Consider the following 16,914-nt stretch of genomic DNA (forward strand, 5'->3'; position numbering starts at 1 on the left):
CGCGAGTCGACGGCCAGCGGATAGGTACTAAATGATGGCATGTGGCGAGGGAGGGCTCGCCACATGGGGAGGGGCGGTCAGTCGTAGATGACTTTTTTCTTCCACTCGGCGTCGGTTTCGGCGACTTTCAGGCCTTCGGTCAGTTCGTTGACTTCGTCTTCCGCAGGCTTGCTGTTGGTCAGCACCGTAGAGTTGGCGCGCACCAATTGACTCTCCAGCAATTGCAGTTGCTCTCTGTAGAGCGCGGGCTCGGGCTGCTTGCGCAGGTACTGCACGCCGCGCTCGAAGGCCAGGCGCGCCTGGCCAGGCTGGTTCTGTTGCAAGGCATGCTGGCCGAGGTTGTTGAAGAACTCGATGTGCAGCAGTACCAGGATGTGGCGAATTTCCCGGATCCAGTGCTTGGCTTCATTGGTCGGCAGGAAACCGTCCTGGGCGGCGCGGGTGACTTGGCCGTGCAGGGCTTCCAGCAGGAACCGCACGTCCTTGGCCTTGGCTTCGGTCTGGATCGGGCCGGGCGGGTTGTTGATCGGGATCGATTCGCCTTGGGCCACCAGCGCATTCAGTTCGGCGATCCGCGCCTTGAGCGGTGCGCTGGTCTTGTTGAGGTGCAACAAGCGTTGGTTGACGTTGAGCTCCAGGCGGGTCAGCAGCAGCTTGAGCGCTGGGGTCATCAACTGGCCAGGGAAGGTCTCGGTGATCTCACCACAGCGACGCAGCCGGTCATTAAGCTCGATCACGGCGCGTTGCTTTTCCAGTTTGTTGTTTTCCACCGCGTGGTTCATGTAGCCAATGGCGATCAGTATTACGATCCCGGCTATTACCAGCAGGGTGATCATGAGTGGTGTCACCGGTGTGACCTCTTTATAGGGTTTGCTGTGGAGTGTAGTGACTGGGACATCTGTCGGATAGGACTGTTCGACCAGTTGCCCAGGTAGTTTCTTCTATATACGTAAGCATTCCCTGCGTAGATGCACAATGCCATCAGTTGCTGGATGAACTATAGCGTCTTGTCGGGCGCCAGAATATAGGCGTCAAGGCGCGGACATGCAGAATGCCAGCGCGGGCCGGAAAACGGGGGCGAAGTCATTGATTTAAATAAATTTATCCTTGGGGGTTGACGACCTTTCAATCCATCCATAGAATGCGCGCCACTTACAGCGTAAAGCACACAGCGAAACGCGGTAGGGAGTGAATGTTGTACGTGTGTCCCCTTCGTCTAGTGGCCTAGGACACCGCCCTTTCACGGCGGTAACAGGGGTTCGAGTCCCCTAGGGGACGCCAATGCGGGAATAGCTCAGTTGGTAGAGCACGACCTTGCCAAGGTCGGGGTCGCGAGTTCGAGTCTCGTTTCCCGCTCCATTTTTAAGCAGTGTTGCCTTCGGGCGGCATTGAGTGAAACCAGGACCAAGTCTTCGGACAAGGCCTCTGGGCACTGAAATACACACCATGTGTTTCAGTAGCGTGTCCCCTTCGTCTAGTGGCCTAGGACACCGCCCTTTCACGGCGGTAACAGGGGTTCGAGTCCCCTAGGGGACGCCATTTGCGGGAATAGCTCAGTTGGTAGAGCACGACCTTGCCAAGGTCGGGGTCGCGAGTTCGAGTCTCGTTTCCCGCTCCAATTTTTGATTCGCAGTGTCCATTGGACCTGGGGGTCAGCGAAAAAAAGACGCTTCGGCGTCTTTTTTCGTTTCTGCGATAAATCAAATATTGCATCTGCTGAGGGTGGCTTGAGCGCTTCGGGCTATCCGACACACCTCAACCGCGCCTGCACAAAAAACAATGCCCTCCATAGAGGAGGGCATCTGTTTAAGGTTGGCTGCATCAATCCCGTCAGCTAGCGTCCATGCCGTTCAATCGGACACGAGCGTGTGCGCGCAGCGTTCAGGCTTGATGGAAATGGCCTAGAGCTCTTTCGCCATGTCACGCAGCAAAAACTTCTGGATCTTACCGGTCGAAGTCTTCGGCAGCTGTGTGAACACCACCGTGCGCGGCACCTTGAAGCCTGCCAGGTGTTCGCGACAGAAGCTGATGATGTCGGCTTCGCGGATGTTCTGGTGGTCGGCCTTGAGTGTGACGAAGGCGCACGGCGTTTCACCCCATTTTTCGTCGGGGCGGGCGACGACGGCGGCTTCCAGGATTGCCGGGTGCCGGTACAGCACACCTTCAAGTTCGATGGTGGAGATGTTCTCGCCGCCGGAGATGATGATGTCCTTGAGCCGGTCGCGGATTTCGACATAGCCGTCGGGATGGGTCACCGCCAGGTCGCCGGTGTGGAACCAGCCGCCTTCGAACGCTTCAGCAGTTGCCGTTGGGTTCTTCAGGTAGCCCTTCATCACCGTATTGCCGCGCATGAAAATCTCACCGATGGTGTGGCCATCATGAGGGGTTGGCTCGAGGGTTTTCGGGTCGGCGACCATCACGCCTTCCAGGGTCGGGTAGCGCACGCCCTGACGCGCCTTGATCTGCGCGCGTTCGTCCAGGGGCAGTGCATCCCATTCCGAGTGCCAGGCGCACAGGGTCACAGGGCCATACACTTCAGTCAGGCCGTAGACGTGGATCACCTTGATGCCCATTTCTTCCACGGCGCCGATGACTTTGGCGGGTGGCGCCGCGCCGGCGACCATGGCGTTCACCGGGTGGTCGATGGTGGCCTTGGCCGAGTCGGGCATGTTCACCAGAGCGTTGAGCACAATCGGCGCACCGCACAAGTGAGTGACCTGGTGCTCGCGGATCAGGTTGAGGATTTTCTGTGGGTCGACGCGGCGCAGAAACACATGGACCCCGGCCAGGGCCGTGATGATCCAGGGGTAGCACCAGCCGTTGCAGTGGAACATCGGCAGCGTCCACAGGTACACGGGGTGGTTGCCGATCGCCCAGATCATTTGGTTGCCCAGGGAATTCAGGTAAGCCCCGCGGTGGTGGTAGACCACGCCCTTGGGGTTGCCGGTCGTGCCTGAGGTGTAGTTCAGCGAGATGGCCTGCCATTCATCTTCAGGCCACTGCCAGGCGAAGTCCGGATCGCCCTCGGCGAGAAACGCCTCGTAGTCCAGGTCGCTGACGGGCTGGCCTTCGCCGTATTCCGGGTCATCGACATCGATGACCAGGGGCGGATGGTCAAGCATGCCGATGGCCGCATGCACCACGTCGTGGAACTCACGGTCGGCAATCAGTACCTTGGCTTCGCCGTGCGCGAGCATGAAGGCGATGGCCTCGGCATCCAGGCGCACGTTGAGGGCATTGAGTACTGCGCCAATCATCGGCACGCCAAAATGCGCTTCGAGCATGGCCGGGATGTTGGGCAGCATGACGGCCACGGTGTCGTTTTTGCCGATCCCGCGACCGGCCAGGGCCGAGGCCAGGCGCCGGCAACGGCTGTAGGTTTGCGCCCAGGTGGCGCGTATCGATCCGTGGATCACGGCAGGGTAATCGGGATAGACGCTGGCAGTGCGTTCAATGAAGCTTAAAGGCGAAAGAGCAATGTGATTAACGCTGGTCGGCTCGAGGCCTTGGTCGAAAATTGACATGGTGCGGATACCCGGTGGCTGATTATTAGCTCTATTGTTCGAGACGCTGGTAACGGCAGTTAAGCTGACGGTGCCGGCCTTGAGGCTTTATCGTTGGCACGCCGGTCCCTGCGGGAAAAGCGCAATGACTTCTCCGGCGGCTTTTATATACTGTCCGCGCGGATGTATGGAAGTACTACCTGTGTTGTATAGTATATGTACTATATCTTGCTTAAACGCTTCCGCTGACCTCGACGTCGCCCTCCCTGTATAGGTTTCAAGATGATCGGCAATTCCGTGCGCTTACCAAGCGGCTCGCCGCTGCTCGGGCATGACCCGCAGCCGAGTCTCCTGCTGGATGCCGAGGCTCGGCCGCTGGAGCTCAACGCGGCGCTGTTGGCGTTGCTTGAGCAGTTGTCCCTGGCCGATTGTGTGAGCCTGTTGCCGGTCAATTGCTTGCCGCTGGTGCAGGCGTGCCTGGGGCAGCAGCGGGCGATCGAAAACGTCGAGGCGCAGTTCGCCGAGCGCATTCTGGTGTGGACGTTTATTCCCGACCCTGGCGAAAACCGCGTGCTGGCGCGTTGCCGGGACTCCAGCGCGCAGATCGTCGCCGAGCGCGAATCCACCAAGGCCCGGCGCCTGTATCGGCTGATCATCGAAAACACCACCGACCTGATTTCCCGGCACACCCCGGATGGCGCTTTTCTCGACGCTTCTCCGGCTTCCTGGGCCTTGCTGGGCTATTGGCCGGGGGAATTGCGCGGGACTCGGGCACAGCGCCTGTTCCATCGGCAGGGCTTGGCGGGGTTGGTGCGGCGCGCGCGGGAGGGCCTGGAGCAGGACGGTTATTACACCATGACCTATCGCATCCGCCATCGCGAGGGCCATTACCTGTGGTTCGAAACCGCCTGCCGGGCGATCCGCGAGACCTACACCGGCGCGGTGGTGGAGGTGGTCAGCGTGTCCCGCGACATCACCGCCAGGGTCCAGGCCGAGGAAACCACCCTGACCGAGCGCAAGCTGCGCGAGGCCCAGCAGCGTCATCACCAGGACGAACTGGCGCACACTGCGCGCCTGGTGACCCTGGGCGAACTGGCGTCGGGTATCGCCCATGAAATGAATCAGCCGCTGGCGGCGGTGGTCAATTACGCCAATGCCAGCCAGCGTTATCTGGCCGCGATGGGCAGCGATTCGCCGGCGGCCGAGCGGGTGGCTCAAGGCCTGGAGCGGATCTCGGTGCATGCCAACCACGCCGCGCAAGTGATCAAGCGCTTGCGCGCGTTTCTGCGCAAGGGGCGCAGGCGCATGGAGGCGCTGAACCCCGGCGAGGTCGCCCGCGAAGCCGTCCGCCTGTGTGCCTGGGAGGCCAGCGATTGCCAGGTGACGATCGAGGATCGCTTGCCGGATAATCTGCCGCTGATTTACGCCGACCGGGTGCTGCTGGAGCAGGTGCTGCTGAACCTGCTGCGCAATGCCATCGATGCGAATCGCGAAGCCCATCCCGGCCAGCCTTCGCTCATCGTCATGAGTGCGCTGGCGCAGCGTGACGGGTGGGTGCAGATCGACGTGAGCGATCAGGGCCCCGGTGTCTCGCCGGCGCAGTTGGAGCAGATATTCACGCCGTTCTATACCAGCAAGGCCAATGGCCTGGGCCTGGGCTTGTCCATGAGCCGCAGCATCATCGAAGGCTTCGGTGGCGAGTTGCAGGCCGAGCCGATGCCGGTCGGGCTGCAAATGTGCTGCCGCCTGCCCGCACTCGCCCAGAGCGGTGCCCCACAATAAGAAGAGGAATCAAGCGATGGTGAGCGTGACGGAGCAGGTGGTGTATGTGGTGGATGACGACCAGGGGATGCTCGATTCGACCGTCTGGTTGCTGGAGTCGGTGGGCCTCAAGGCGCTGCCGTTTACCAGTGGCCGCGAGTTTCTCGACGCCTGCGACAGCCGCCTCAACGCCTGCGTGCTGCTGGATGTGCGCATGCCGGGGATGGGCGGTCTGAATGTGCAGGAGCACATGCGCAGCCGCGACCTGCACCTGCCGGTGATTTTCGTCAGTGGCCACGCCGATGTGCCGATTGTGGTCCGTGCGTTCAAGGCCGGGGCGCATGACTTTATCGAAAAACCCTACAACGAACAGTTGCTGCTCGACAGTGTCCTGCAGGCCCTGAGCAAGGCCGATCATCGCCAGAGCCTCGGTGAAGGACCGGCGCGGGTGCAGGCGCGGCTGCAGCAACTCACGCCACGCGAGCGTGATGTGCTACTCCCGCTGGTGCAGGGTTATACCAATCGGGAAATTGCCGAGCAGTTGGGCGTCAGCGTCAAGACCATCGACCTGTATCGCGCGCGGGTCATGAAACGCATGGCGGCCAGCCATTTGCCCGAGCTGGTGGGCATGGCGATTGCCGCCGGCCTGGTGGACCCCCTGCAATTGCGCTGATCGGCCTCAGGCCACGGCAATCTGCAGGTTCGGCCGCTCGCTGGCCCGTGTTGCCAGTACGCGCTCGATGGCGCCGGTCAGCAGGTTTTCCAGTAGCTCGGTGCGTTCTGCATCATCCAGCGTCTGCCCGGCCAGCCAGCTCGGCGCATTGTTCAGCAGTGTGGCGATGGCGTGGCCGGCGGCTTGCAGGGCGTGCGCACTCAGCCGCCGCGGTCGCCCGAGCATTTGCAGCAGGCGCTGCTCGTATTGTTCGCGCAACTGCCGGACCCGCAGTTGCTGGTCCTCCGTGAGGCAGCCGCAATCACGCTCCACCAGGCGGAAATGCCACGGCATCTCTTGATGCAAGTTCAGGTGGGCATGAATCAGCCGCTGCAGATTGTCCTGGCGTGAGCGCGGCCGTTGTTCGACGCGCCCCAGGGTGGTCAGCAGTTCTTCGTAGAACTCTTCGATCCAATCCAGCAGCAGGTGCTGTTTGCTGGGGTAGTGGTGGTACAGCGAGCCCGGGGTCAACCCCAGGCTGCTGGCCAGCTCGCGCATGCCGACTTGACCGAAGCCTTTACTGGCGAGCAACTCCAGGGCCTTGTTGCGGTGTTCGCACAGGCGCGAGCGATACTCAGCCATAGGTATGGAAGCCGCGCCCGGTCTTGCGCCCCAGGTAACCGGCGGCGACCATTTCCTTGAGCAGCGACGCGCTGCGGTATTTGCTGTCCTGGAAGCCCTCATAGAACGCCTCGAGGATCGCCAGCAAGGTGTCCAGGCCGATCAGGTCGGCCAGGGCCAGCGGGCCGATAGGCTGGTTGCAACCCAGGCACATGCCGGCGTCGATGTCTTCGGCACTGGCCAGGCCTTCCTGGAACACCAGGATCGCTTCGTTGATCATCGGCACCAGAATCCGGTTGACCACAAAACCTGGGCGGTTGCCGGCGGTGATCGCGGTTTTGCCCAGGTGCTGTGCCAGCTTAATGGCCTGGGCGTGGGTCTTATCGCTGGTCTGCAGGCCACGGATCACTTCGATCAGGCCCATCACCGGCACCGGGTTGAAAAAATGCAGGCCGATAAAGCGCTCGGGGGCGTTAACGCCGGCCGCCAGTTCGGTGATGGACAGCGAAGACGTATTGGATGCGATCACGCACTGCTCATCGACGTGAGCGGCGATCTGTTGCAGCACGCGCCGTTTCAGTTCGAGGTTTTCCGTGGCCGCCTCGATGACCCATTGGGCATTTGCCAGGCTGGCGTAGTCGGTGCTGGTGCGGATCTTGTCCAGGGCCGTATGCTTCTGGGATTCGCTGAGGGTGCCCTTGCTGACTTGGCGATCGAGGTTCTTGCTCACGGTGGCCAGGGCTTTTTCCAGGGCGCCGGCGGAGATATCCAGCAAGGTCACGTTGATGCCGGCCACCGCGCAGATCTGGGCGATGCCGTTACCCATGGTGCCCGCGCCGATCACGCCGATATTTTGCAGATTCATCGTCAGTCTCTCTTCAAATGTGCGGTGCCGTTGCACGGCAGACATGCCTTGCAATACGGTCCATTGGGCGAGAGTCTAGGGCCCGACAATGGGGCGGCCTATGCCGAAACCTGTCAGTTGTATTGGCGTTTATTACCATGTGTACGCTACAGGAACTCAGAATGATGCCCACGCGGGAAAAGGATTCGGTTGCCGTCTACTTCGTGCAGGTCATGATCCATGCACTGCGCGATCAGCCCGAGCGGCTGGCTGCGGTGCTGTGCGAAGCGGGCATCGAGCCTGCGCTGTTGACCCAGCCCGAGGCCCGGGTGCCGGCCAGCGCGTTTGCGGCGTTATGGCTGATTCAAATTCGTGAGTTGAACGACGAGTTCTTCCGCCTGGATTCCCACGGCATGCCGCCGGGCAGTTTCGCCCTGATCTGCCGTGGCCTGATCCAGGAGCCGAACCTGGGCAAGGCGCTCACCCAGTGCCTGGCCAGTTTCGCCCTGTTCCTGCGCGACTTTCGCGGCCGCCTCAGCGTGCATGGCAAGCGTGCGGTACTCAGCCTGGAAGTCGGCGGCGGCGATGAGGACACACGGCGTTACGGTGAGGAAACCTTTCTGGTGCTGATGATCAGCCTGCTGTGCTGGCTGGGCGGACGCCGCGTGCCCATCGATCGCGCCGACTTTCGCCATGCGCGTGCGCCGCTCAGCGACGATCAGTTGCTGTGGGGCTACAACCTGACGTTTGGCGCGGCCCGCACCGAAATCGAATTCGCCAGCAGCTACCTGCGTCTGGCCGTGGTGCAGGACCTGGCGTCGCTCAAGGTGTTTCTGCGCAGCGCGCCGCAATGGCTGGTGATCCGGTTTCGCAACCAGGACGGCGTGGCGACTCAGGTCTATCAACGCCTGCGTGGCAGCCACTACAGCTTGTGGCCGGCGCTGGAGGACTTGGCCGTGGACTTGCACATGAGCCCCAGCACTTTGCGCCGGCGTCTGGAGCGCGAAGGTTGCTCGTTTCAGGAGATCAAGGATGAAGTGCGCCGCAGCCTGGCGCTGGAACTGCTCTGTCAGACGCGGGCGAGCATCGGTGAAATCGCCGCGCAATGCGGTTTTCAGGAGCCCAGCGCGTTCCATCGGGCGTTCAAGAAGTGGACCGGCGAAAGCCCTGGGCGTTATCGCGAGCGGGTCCAGGGCAAAGTGTCTCGGCCTGCGCGCCTGGACGCCTGAGTCATTTGCGGTTGAGTGCCGCGTCGCGGTAAGTCCTGGGTAACTCGCCGGTCCATTGGCGAAAGGCCCGGGTGAACGCCGACGGGTCCGAGAAACCCAGCTGTTGCGAGGTTTGATTGATCGACATCGACGTCTGGCTCAAGTAATGAATGGCCATGTCGCGGCGTACCCCGTCCTTGAGTTTCTGAAACTTGCTGCCTTCGGCCAAGAGCTTGCGCCGCAGTGTTCTTTCCGTCAGGTGCAGCTCGCTGGCGGTGCTCTGGATGGTGGCCTTGGCGAGATCGTCGACGTTCTCCAGGTGGTCCAGCACCCGCCGTGTGTAAACCGGGTAATAGGCGGGGCGGGTGAACCAGTCCACCGGCGCTCGCTGCAGGTGATAGGCCAGGGTTTCTGCGGTTTGCACCAGCGGCGCGGTGAGAATCGCGGCGTCGAACACCAGGCAAGTCTCGGGTTGGTCGAAGTGCGCGGGGCACGGAAACATCAAGCGGTATTCCGCTGAATGGGCGGGCTCGGGATGATCGAACGTCACCCGCTTGAGCGTGATCCGCTGGCCAATCAACCAGCTTGGGAACCGATGCCAGAGCAACAGTAAAAACCCCCTCAGCAGGTAGCCGGCGTCCAGGCTCGGGTCACTCAAAGCCATTGAAAACAGGGCCTCATCACCGACGACTTTCAGCTCCAGGTGCAGGGAGTCGTTCATCACGTTGTAGAAATGGCTGAGCTTGTAATACACCGAATGCAGGTTGTGCGAGTGGATCACTTGCTTGGCCATTATCGCGAAGCAGCCCTTCGGACAGCGCTGTGAACCCGCGCCGAAAAACTCGTCATCACTCAAGCGCCAGACGGCCTGCATCAAGCGACTGAACTGGTCGGGGGTGATGCGCAGGTGCAGGTTGTCCAGGCGCTTGCGGCTGATGCCGGCTTCCTTGAGCAAGACGTCTTCGTCCAGCGCGAGGCGGCGTGCGGCCGTCATCAGGATGTGGGCGAAGTACATGGAAATGGAATAGCGCTCGATGCCCATCGTTCAGCAGTCCGGCAGCAGGGGAGGCTAGTTTAGCCAAAAGTGACTGTCCGTTTATGTCTGTTTTTCGACTGATTTGGTAATTGCCACCCAGGGCCGGATCGGAGGAAGCTGAATAGAGCTATGCACTACGGGCTCCGTCCCTGCTTGCAACCGTCCCAGGTTTTTTGGGTAATGGCCGTTTTGGTTAATTGCCCTGCATGGGGGAGTGGGCGAGGGGTGTAGCGGCCTGTCTAACGAGTGAATGAGGAAAATAACAATGAGTGGTTATGCCCATCCGTACCGCGACACCGAATTCGTGCTGGAGGCGTTGGTCGGATTTGAGCAGTTGTGCGCGAGCGCCCAGCTTCAGGATGTCAACAGCGAGCTGGTCAGCGCCATCTTGAGCGAGGCAGGCCGCTTGGGCTCCGGCGTGCTGGCGCCGCTCAACCGGGTCGGTGATACCCAAGGTACGCACCTGGGGGAACAGGGCGTGCAAGAAGCACCGGGGTTTGCCGAGGCGTATCGGCAATTCCAGGAAGGCGGCTGGCCCTCGTTGACCGCTGCGGAACAACACGGCGGGCAGAACCTGCCGAACGTGATCGGCACGGCCGTCAATGAGATCTGGCACTCAGCCAACATGGCATTCGCCTTGTGCCCCATGTTGACCCAGGGCGCCATCGAAGCCATCGCCCATCACGGCTCGGCCGAACTGCAAGGCGCCTACCTGGAAAAACTGGTGAGCGGCGAGTGGACCGGGACGATGAACCTGACCGAGCCGGATGCCGGCTCCGATCTGGCGGCCATCAAGAGCCGCGCCGTGCCCCAGGGCGACCACTATCTGATCACTGGCCAGAAGATTTTCATCACCTGGGGCGATCACCAGATGACCGACAACGTCGTGCATTTGGTCCTGGCACGCCTGCCGGATGCGCCGGCGGGCGTCAAAGGCATTTCGCTGTTCGTGGTGCCTAAGTTCTTGCTCGATGCCCAAGGCCAGCCGGGCGTGCGCAATAACGTCCAGTGCATCTCCCTGGAACACAAATTGGGCATTCATGGCAGCCCGACCTGCGTGATGAATTTCGGCGACCCCGAGGGGGCGGTCGGGTATCTGCTCGGCGAGCCGCACATGGGCCTGACCTGCATGTTCACCATGATGAACCATGCCCGCCAGAGTGTTGGCTTGCAGGGCTTGTCGATTGCCGAGCGCGCTTACCAGCAGGCCCGTCAATACGCCAAAGACCGTCTGCAGGGCACGCGCAAGGACGGCAGCCGTTTCTCGATCATTCGCTTTCCCGATGTGCGCCGGATGCTGTTGCAGATGAAAGCGTCCATCGAAGCGATGCGCGCGTTGTCGCTGGTGGCCGCCGCCGAAGTCGACCGTGCCGCGCATGCGCCCACGCCGGAACTTGCGCGCCATCACCAGGGGCGCGTCGATGTGTTCACCCCGATCGTCAAAGGCTGGCTGACCGAACTGGCTCAGGAAGTCACCTCCCTCGGCGTGCAAATCCACGGCGGCATGGGCTTCATCGAAGAGACCGGCGCGGCGCAGCATTATCGCGATGCACGCATCCTGACCATTTATGAAGGCACCACCGGCATTCAGGCGCTTGACCTGGTGGGGCGCAAGACCCTGCTGAACCAGGGCGCGTTGCTGAACAGCCTGCTCGAGGAAATGGATCAAACCGTCGAGCAACTGCGTCACATCGACGCCCTCGACTATCAGGCAGTGGCGTTGGCCGCCGCGCTTGGCGCCGGGCGCGAGGCCTTGTCGCGGTTACTCGACAACGCCAAGCACGATGCGGATTGGGCCGGCAGCGTCAGCGTCAACTTCCTGATGCTCTTCGGCTACCTGTCGGGCGGCTGGCTCATGGCGCGTTCTGCCGTGCAGGCGCACGCACAGCTGCAAGCCGGCACGGGCGATGCGGCCTTCCTCAAGACCAAAGGCGTCAGCGCACGCTTCTACGCGGAGCAATTGTTGCCGCGGGTACATGCGTTGTTGGCGGCGATCAGCGCTGGGAGCGCGAGCATCATGGCGCTGGATGAAGAACAGTTCTGACACCGCGTTGGTTTTTGTGCCTAACTTTTTTGAGGTTCACCCCATGCATCACCAGCGCATTCGCCTGGATTCCTTGCACGAAAAAATCATGAGCGCGGCGCAGGCCGCCGCGTTCATTCAAGACGGCATGACCGTGGGCATGAGTGGTTTCGGTGGCGCAGGGGACGCCAAGGCCGTGCCACTGGCGCTCATCGAGCGCGCCCGGCAGTGTCCGCTCAAGATCAACCTGATCACCGGCGCGAGCCTCGGGCGTGGCCTGGACGGGCAGATGGCCGAGGCCGGGCTGCTGGCGCGGCGCATGCCGTTTCAAGGCGACCCGGTGCTGCGCAAGGCGATCAACGAAGGCCGCGTGGTGTTTATCGACCAGCACCTGAGCGAAGTGGTCGAACAACTGCGCGACGGTAGCCTGCCGACTCCGGATGTCGCGGTGATTGAAGCGGTGGCGATCACCGAACAGGGGCATATCGTGCCGACGTCTTCGGTCGGCAATTCGGCCAGTTTCGCCCAGACGGCGCGGCAGGTCATCGTTGAGCTGAACCTGGCCAGCAGCCCTTATTTTGAAGGGATGCACGATATTTATCAGCCCCACGGGCGCCCTGGCCGCGGGCCGATTCCGGTCATCAGCCCGGATGATCGCATCGGCACCCAGGCCATTGCGATTGACCCTGCCAAGATCGTCGCCATCGTGCTGTGCAATACGCCGGAATCTGCGATTCCCATGCTGCCGCCCGATCATGAGACCCAGGCGATTGCCGACCATCTGGTGGCGTTTTTCGAGCAGGAAGTGGAGCACAAACGCTTGGGCAGAAGCCTGGCGCCGTTGCAAGTCGGCGTCGGCTCCATTGCCAACGCCGTCATGTGCGGGCTGATCGATGCGCCGTTCACCGACCTGGTGCAGTACTCGGAGGTGTTGCAGGATTCGACCTTTGAATTGCTCGACGCGGGCAAGCTGAAGTTTGCCTCCGGCTGTTCGATCACCCTGTCCGGCCCCTGTGGCGAGCGGGTGTTCGGCAACCTGGAAAAATACGCCGACCGCCTGGTGCTGCGCCCCCAGGAAATCTCCAATCACCCGGAAGTGATTCGACGGTTAGGCGTGATTGCCATCAACACCGCGCTGGAATTCGACCTGTACGGGAACGTCAACTCCACCCACGTCTGTGGTACGCAGATCATGAATGGCATCGGTGGCTCGGGAGACTTCGCCCGTAACGCGCTGCTGTCGATTTTCGTGACCAAGTCGATCGCCAAGGACGGTGCGATTTCCCGCGTGGTGCCGATGGTCAGCCATGTCGACCACACCGAGCATGACGTCGATATCCTGGTGACGGAACAAGGGCTGGCGGACCTGCGTGGTCTGGCGCCGAAAGAACGGGCCGAGTTGATCATCAACCACTGCGTGCACCCGGATTATCGCGAGGCGTTGCGCAGCTACTTCAAGGCCGCGTGCGCCAAGGGTGGGCATACGCCGCATGTGTTGAGCAAGGCCTTGAGTTGGCACATCAATCTGCAGGAAACCGGTTCGATGCAGGCGGCCGCCGTCGGCGTCTAGGCTGGGTTTGCACTTGAAACAAGCCCGCCATTGCGGCGGGCTCCTGCCACACTCAGAGCTTCGGTAGCTGACCGACTCGGCCCATCATTTCGGTGACGATCTGCAGGTCGAGGAGGAACTGCTCGACGGTCTTGAACTCATTGTCGGTGTGCCCGGTGTACTTCACTTCCGGGCGTGCCAGGCCGAACTGCACGCCGTTGGGCAGTTCATGCACGGAGGTGGCGCCGGCCGAACTGCCGAACGCGTGTTTCATGCCCAGGTTTTCCGTGGACACCGCCAACAAGGCCTTGACCCACTCACCTTCCGGGTTGCGGTACATCGGTTCGGCGACCGAGTAGGTGAAGTTCACGTTGACCTTGGTTTTCTTGTCCCAGGCGCTGAGCTTGTCGGCAATTTGCGCTTTGAGTTTCTCCGGCGATTTACCCTTGGGTACGCGCAGGTTCACCGCCAGCTTGAAGGTTTTGTCGTCCAGGTCGACGAACGTCAGCGAGGTGGTCAGCGGCCCCATGAAGTCATCGGCGAAGCCCACGCCCAATTTGCCGCCCAGGTAATCCAGGCCCCAGTTGTCGGCGGCATAACGCGCCGCGTCGGTGATGTGGTTGTGCTTGAGGGCGATCTTGCCGTCGACGCTGTGGATCAGCTCCAGCATGCGCGCGACCGGGTTCACCCCGGATTCCGGTTCGGACGAGTGCGCGGAGACCCCGGTGACTGTCAACTGCACTTCTTTGCCGACCACCTTGGCGCTCACCTGGAAGTCAGCGCCATTGCGCTGGGCGTATTGCGCACCGGCCTCTTGCAGGCTGGCGGCCAACTCGGCGGGTTTGTCGCTGAGCAACGTGGCGACCGACGCCGAGGGAATCTGGTTGGTCGCTTTGCCGCCGGTCATGGCGATGATTTCCGCGCCTTTGCCTTCACCTTTGCGGCGCGGGAAAGTGGCCATGACCGTGCCGTAGCCTTTTTCGGCAATGACCACCGGGTAGCCGCCATCCAGCGCCAGGTTGTACGGCGGCGTCGGGTTGCGTTCGAAGTAATAGGGGATCGCGTCGCCGGAAGTTTCCTCGGTGGTGTCCACTAGCAGCTTGAACGTGCGCGCCAGCGGCAGCTTCTCTTCCTTGATCACCTTCATGGCGTACATCGCCACCACGATGCCATTTTTGTCGTCTTCAGTCCCGCGGCCGTACATGCGGTCGCCGATCAGCGTGACCTTGAACGGATCGAGCTGGGTGCCGTCTTTCAACACCCAATTTTCCGGCGTCACCGGCACCACATCCGCATGCGCGTGGATGCCCACCACTTCATCGCCGCTGCCTTCCAGGGAGATTTCGTACACGCGGTTGTCGATGTTACGGAAGTTCAGGTTGAAGTCTTTCGCCAGGCCCTGCAGCTTGTCGGCGATCTTGAGGAATTGCGGGTTTTTGTACTGCGGCACGCCGTCGACGTTGAACGTCGGAATTTCCACCAGCTCGCGCAGAGTCTCGGTGGCGGCCTTGGCGTATTTCACTCGCGCATAAATGCCCAGCAGGCGATTGATTTCGTTCTGTTGCTCAGCGCTCAGGGTTTTGTGCCCGAGAAAGGCGCTGATCGCCGGGCCGACATCGCTGGTTTTACCCAGCTCGCCCTGGGCCAGGGTGCCGAGGAAACTGTTGAAGTCAGTCACCGAGGTTTCGCTGAAACCCTTGAGAATCGCCGTGCTCTGCTGTGGGGTGATGTTGGCGAAAGCGGGGCTGACGAAGGTCGAGAGGCTCGCGGCGAACACGCTGGCGGCAGCCAATTGCTTGAGTGGAAAGTACATGGCGGGACGCATTCCTTTGCTGGTAGTGAGTAGGGCGTTTCTGATCGTTAGATCAGAAACATTTCCACACACTACCATCACCTTGCTTGAGAGTGGCAGACCTTGGTGTAGGAAATTTCTTGGTCAAGCTGCCCAGTTGGCGAGAACCGTCCACATGGGTTTGTGGTGGGTGTTCAGTCACGTTTAGGTCAAGGGCGCGCCGGCGCGAGCGCGGTTTAATCCAGGCTATAACGCACCGACAGCGTGCCCTTTTTCTCCGACAGGGCCAGGATCGTCACCTGGCCCAATTCGCCTAACGCCTGCACATGCGTGCCACCACAGGCATACGCGGGCAATTCGCCGAAGCCGACTTCGCGGGTGCCGTCTTCCAGGCGCATCTGGCGCGGGTAGTCGGCGGCGATCCATTGGTTGATCTGCTGTTGAATCGCGTCGGCGTCCATCGTGTGTGCGCTTTCACCGCGGATAAAGGTGATCTTGCCTTCGCCCGGCCAGTGGTGGGCCTTGATCGGCATCCAGCCCAAGGCCTCGCCAGCGTTGCCGATCAGATGCCCGGCGGAATGCAGGCGGGTGTGCAAGGCGCGGCGCTCGGCATCGACCCGTGCGTTGATCGGGCCAGGTTCTACGGGCTGGTCGAGGTAATGCACCACGCGCTCCGCCTCTTGGGTGACCCGCAGCACCCGGCTGTCGCCCAGCCAGCCGGTGTCGAATGGCTGGCCGCCGCCCTGGGGGTGGAAAATCGTCGACTGCAGCGTGACCGCAAACTGCTCTTCGTGGGCGGTGCAGCTCAGCACTTCAAGCTCGGCGGTCAGGTGGTCGTGGGTGAAAAACAGGCGCTCGGTCATCGTCTACATCCGCATCAAGGTTCTGCGGGCAGTATAAATAGTGCGCAGATGGGTGATAATCCGTTCAATTATCAATGGACTTGTGCGTCATGAGCATCAATCTTCCTTTGTCGCTGCTGGGTGAAATGGCGATTTTCGTCAAAGTGGTGGAAGCCGGCAGTTTTTCTGCGGCAGCGCGACAATTGAGCGTGTCGCCTTCGGCGGTGAGCCGCAGCATCTCGCGTCTCGAACAGGCGTTGGCCACGCGCCTGCTGCAACGCACCACGCGCAAGCTGCGTTTGAGCGAGGGCGGCGAAGAGGTGTTCAAGCGTTGCCAGGAGATGGTCAACGCGGCGCGTTCGGTGATGGAAATCAGCGGCCAGTTCACCCACGAGGCCGAGGGCCTGGTGCGGGTCAGCGTGCCCAAGGCGGTGGGGCGGTTCGTGGTGCATCCGCATATGCCGGAGTTTCTGCGGCGCTATCCCAAGGTCGATGTGCAACTGATCCTTGAGGATCGGCAGGTGGACCTGATCGATGACAATGTCGACCTGAGTATCCGTATCACCGACAGCCCGCCGCCGGGTCTGGTGGGGCGGCAATTACTGTCCATCGAACACGTGGTGTGTGCGACGCCGCAGTACCTGGCCGAGCACGGCACGCCGAGTCATCCCCATGATCTGCTGGCGCACAGCTGCATCTACCTGGGCGAAACCCCGGGGGACTCACGCTGGAAGTTTCGCCGGGCGGCGGGCAAGGCGGTCACCGTGGCGGTGCGTGGGCGTTATGCGGCGAACCACACCGGCGTGCGCCTGGATGCGGTGTTGCAGCATGTGGGGATTGGCAGCTTGCCGTATTTCACGGCGCGGCATGCGTTGGATGAGGGGCGCTTGGTGCAGGTGTTGCCCGAGTGGGATTTTATTGCGTCCTACCATGGCGAGGCCTGGTTGCTGCATTCGCCGACGCGTTACCTGCCGCCGAAGGTGCGGGTGTTCATTGATTATCTGGTGGCGTGCATGGCCACCGAGCCGACGCTGGTGTGGGAGGGGGCTTGCCCCCGATAGCGGTGGATCAGTCATGCATGTA

The 16,914-nt window shown here is 61.5% G+C and carries 13 protein-coding genes and 4 tRNA genes; 10 read left to right on the forward strand and 7 right to left on the reverse strand.

What is annotated here, in order from left to right:
• Positions 1–77: 77 nt before the first annotated feature.
• A complete protein-coding gene (locus J2Y83_RS08570) occupies positions 78–848 on the reverse strand; it encodes a hypothetical protein (protein WP_247398767.1) in 771 nt (256 codons plus the stop codon).
• 357 nt (positions 849–1,205) lie between these two features.
• Here J2Y83_RS08570 and J2Y83_RS08575 point away from each other — a divergent pair.
• The 4 genes from J2Y83_RS08575 to J2Y83_RS08590 all read left to right on the forward strand — a co-directional run bounded on the left by J2Y83_RS08575 (position 1,206) and on the right by J2Y83_RS08590 (position 1,618).
• Positions 1,206–1,281 (forward strand) — tRNA-Glu (locus J2Y83_RS08575).
• A gap of 2 nt (positions 1,282–1,283) precedes the next feature.
• Positions 1,284–1,359, forward strand: a tRNA-Gly gene (locus J2Y83_RS08580).
• 104 nt (positions 1,360–1,463) lie between these two features.
• Positions 1,464–1,539 (forward strand) — tRNA-Glu (locus tag J2Y83_RS08585).
• 3 nt (positions 1,540–1,542) lie between these two features.
• Positions 1,543–1,618 (forward strand) — tRNA-Gly (locus J2Y83_RS08590).
• Between the two features lie 283 nt (positions 1,619–1,901).
• Here the strand turns inward: J2Y83_RS08590 and J2Y83_RS08595 are convergent.
• Positions 1,902–3,524, reverse strand: a complete 1,623-nt coding sequence (locus tag J2Y83_RS08595; RefSeq protein ID WP_253394475.1) for an acyl-CoA synthetase — start codon at positions 3,522–3,524, stop codon at positions 1,902–1,904.
• A 261-nt stretch (positions 3,525–3,785) separates the two neighbouring features.
• On the opposite strand from J2Y83_RS08595, the gene J2Y83_RS08600 reads away from it, so the two are divergent.
• Positions 3,786–5,285 carry a PAS domain-containing sensor histidine kinase gene (locus tag J2Y83_RS08600; RefSeq protein WP_253394477.1) on the forward strand — a complete coding sequence of 500 codons (1,500 nt, stop codon included), beginning with the start codon at positions 3,786–3,788 and terminating at the stop codon, positions 5,283–5,285.
• 16 nt (positions 5,286–5,301) lie between these two features.
• Positions 5,302–5,937: a response regulator transcription factor gene (locus J2Y83_RS08605; RefSeq protein WP_017846815.1), complete on the forward strand. Its 636-nt coding sequence runs from the start codon at positions 5,302–5,304 to the stop codon at positions 5,935–5,937.
• A 6-nt stretch (positions 5,938–5,943) separates the two neighbouring features.
• Here J2Y83_RS08605 and J2Y83_RS08610 read toward each other — a convergent pair whose 3' ends face one another.
• Positions 5,944–6,558, reverse strand: a complete 615-nt coding sequence (locus J2Y83_RS08610) for a TetR/AcrR family transcriptional regulator (RefSeq protein WP_253394479.1) — start codon at positions 6,556–6,558, stop codon at positions 5,944–5,946.
• Entirely contained in the window at positions 6,551–7,402 is an 852-nt protein-coding gene (locus tag J2Y83_RS08615) for a 3-hydroxybutyryl-CoA dehydrogenase (RefSeq protein ID WP_253394482.1), read from the reverse strand. The genes J2Y83_RS08610 and J2Y83_RS08615 overlap by 8 nt, the downstream gene beginning before the upstream one ends.
• Before the next feature lie 161 nt (positions 7,403–7,563).
• Between J2Y83_RS08615 and J2Y83_RS08620 the strand changes: the two genes are divergently transcribed.
• A complete protein-coding gene (locus tag J2Y83_RS08620) occupies positions 7,564–8,610 on the forward strand; it encodes an AraC family transcriptional regulator (RefSeq protein WP_253394484.1) in 1,047 nt (348 codons plus the stop codon).
• Between the two features lies 1 nt (position 8,611).
• Here J2Y83_RS08620 and J2Y83_RS08625 read toward each other — a convergent pair whose 3' ends face one another.
• Positions 8,612–9,631 (reverse strand): AraC family transcriptional regulator, encoded by a 1,020-nt coding sequence (locus J2Y83_RS08625; RefSeq protein ID WP_253394486.1) that lies wholly within the window; start codon positions 9,629–9,631, stop codon positions 8,612–8,614.
• A 259-nt stretch (positions 9,632–9,890) separates the two neighbouring features.
• On the opposite strand from J2Y83_RS08625, the gene J2Y83_RS08630 reads away from it, so the two are divergent.
• Both J2Y83_RS08630 and J2Y83_RS08635 read left to right on the forward strand, forming a co-directional pair.
• Positions 9,891–11,669: an acyl-CoA dehydrogenase gene (locus J2Y83_RS08630; RefSeq protein WP_253394488.1), complete on the forward strand. Its 1,779-nt coding sequence runs from the start codon at positions 9,891–9,893 to the stop codon at positions 11,667–11,669.
• 43 nt (positions 11,670–11,712) lie between these two features.
• Positions 11,713–13,218: an acetyl-CoA hydrolase/transferase family protein gene (locus tag J2Y83_RS08635; RefSeq protein ID WP_253394490.1), complete on the forward strand. Its 1,506-nt coding sequence runs from the start codon at positions 11,713–11,715 to the stop codon at positions 13,216–13,218.
• A gap of 52 nt (positions 13,219–13,270) precedes the next feature.
• Here the strand turns inward: J2Y83_RS08635 and J2Y83_RS08640 are convergent, their stop codons facing one another.
• Together J2Y83_RS08640 and J2Y83_RS08645 are read right to left on the reverse strand one after the other, a co-directional pair.
• Complete coding sequence (locus J2Y83_RS08640) at positions 13,271–15,010, reverse strand: dipeptidase (RefSeq protein WP_253394492.1); 1,740 nt, start codon at positions 15,008–15,010, stop codon at positions 13,271–13,273.
• A 215-nt stretch (positions 15,011–15,225) separates the two neighbouring features.
• Positions 15,226–15,852 (reverse strand): alanyl-tRNA editing protein, encoded by a 627-nt coding sequence (locus J2Y83_RS08645; RefSeq protein ID WP_253394495.1) that lies wholly within the window; start codon positions 15,850–15,852, stop codon positions 15,226–15,228.
• A gap of 89 nt (positions 15,853–15,941) precedes the next feature.
• Between J2Y83_RS08645 and J2Y83_RS08650 the strand changes: the two genes are divergently transcribed.
• On the forward strand, positions 15,942–16,892 hold the full coding sequence (locus J2Y83_RS08650; RefSeq protein ID WP_253394497.1) for a LysR family transcriptional regulator: 951 nt from the start codon (positions 15,942–15,944) through the stop codon (positions 16,890–16,892).
• Positions 16,893–16,914 lie beyond the last annotated feature (22 nt).

It is taken from the genome of Pseudomonas marginalis (assembly GCF_024169655.1).
Classification (GTDB): Bacteria; Pseudomonadota; Gammaproteobacteria; order Pseudomonadales; family Pseudomonadaceae; genus Aquipseudomonas; species Aquipseudomonas paraveronii.

Excerpts from the sequence above, each read along its gene's own strand:
- J2Y83_RS08595 (WP_253394475.1), bottom strand. The coding sequence starts at position 3,524 with ATGTCAATTTTCGACCAAGGCCTCGAGCCGACCAGCGTTAATCACATT.
- J2Y83_RS08600 (WP_253394477.1), top strand. The coding sequence starts at position 3,786 with ATGATCGGCAATTCCGTGCGCTTACCAAGCGGCTCGCCGCTGCTCGGG.
- J2Y83_RS08605 (WP_017846815.1), top strand. The coding sequence starts at position 5,302 with ATGGTGAGCGTGACGGAGCAGGTGGTGTATGTGGTGGATGACGACCAG.
- J2Y83_RS08610 (WP_253394479.1), bottom strand. The coding sequence starts at position 6,558 with ATGGCTGAGTATCGCTCGCGCCTGTGCGAACACCGCAACAAGGCCCTG.
- J2Y83_RS08615 (WP_253394482.1), bottom strand. The coding sequence starts at position 7,402 with ATGAATCTGCAAAATATCGGCGTGATCGGCGCGGGCACCATGGGTAAC.
- J2Y83_RS08620 (WP_253394484.1), top strand. The coding sequence starts at position 7,564 with ATGATGCCCACGCGGGAAAAGGATTCGGTTGCCGTCTACTTCGTGCAG.
- J2Y83_RS08625 (WP_253394486.1), bottom strand. The coding sequence starts at position 9,631 with ATGGGCATCGAGCGCTATTCCATTTCCATGTACTTCGCCCACATCCTG.
- J2Y83_RS08630 (WP_253394488.1), top strand. The coding sequence starts at position 9,891 with ATGAGTGGTTATGCCCATCCGTACCGCGACACCGAATTCGTGCTGGAG.
- J2Y83_RS08635 (WP_253394490.1), top strand. The coding sequence starts at position 11,713 with ATGCATCACCAGCGCATTCGCCTGGATTCCTTGCACGAAAAAATCATG.
- J2Y83_RS08640 (WP_253394492.1), bottom strand. The coding sequence starts at position 15,010 with ATGTACTTTCCACTCAAGCAATTGGCTGCCGCCAGCGTGTTCGCCGCG.
- J2Y83_RS08645 (WP_253394495.1), bottom strand. The coding sequence starts at position 15,852 with ATGACCGAGCGCCTGTTTTTCACCCACGACCACCTGACCGCCGAGCTT.
- J2Y83_RS08650 (WP_253394497.1), top strand. The coding sequence starts at position 15,942 with ATGAGCATCAATCTTCCTTTGTCGCTGCTGGGTGAAATGGCGATTTTC.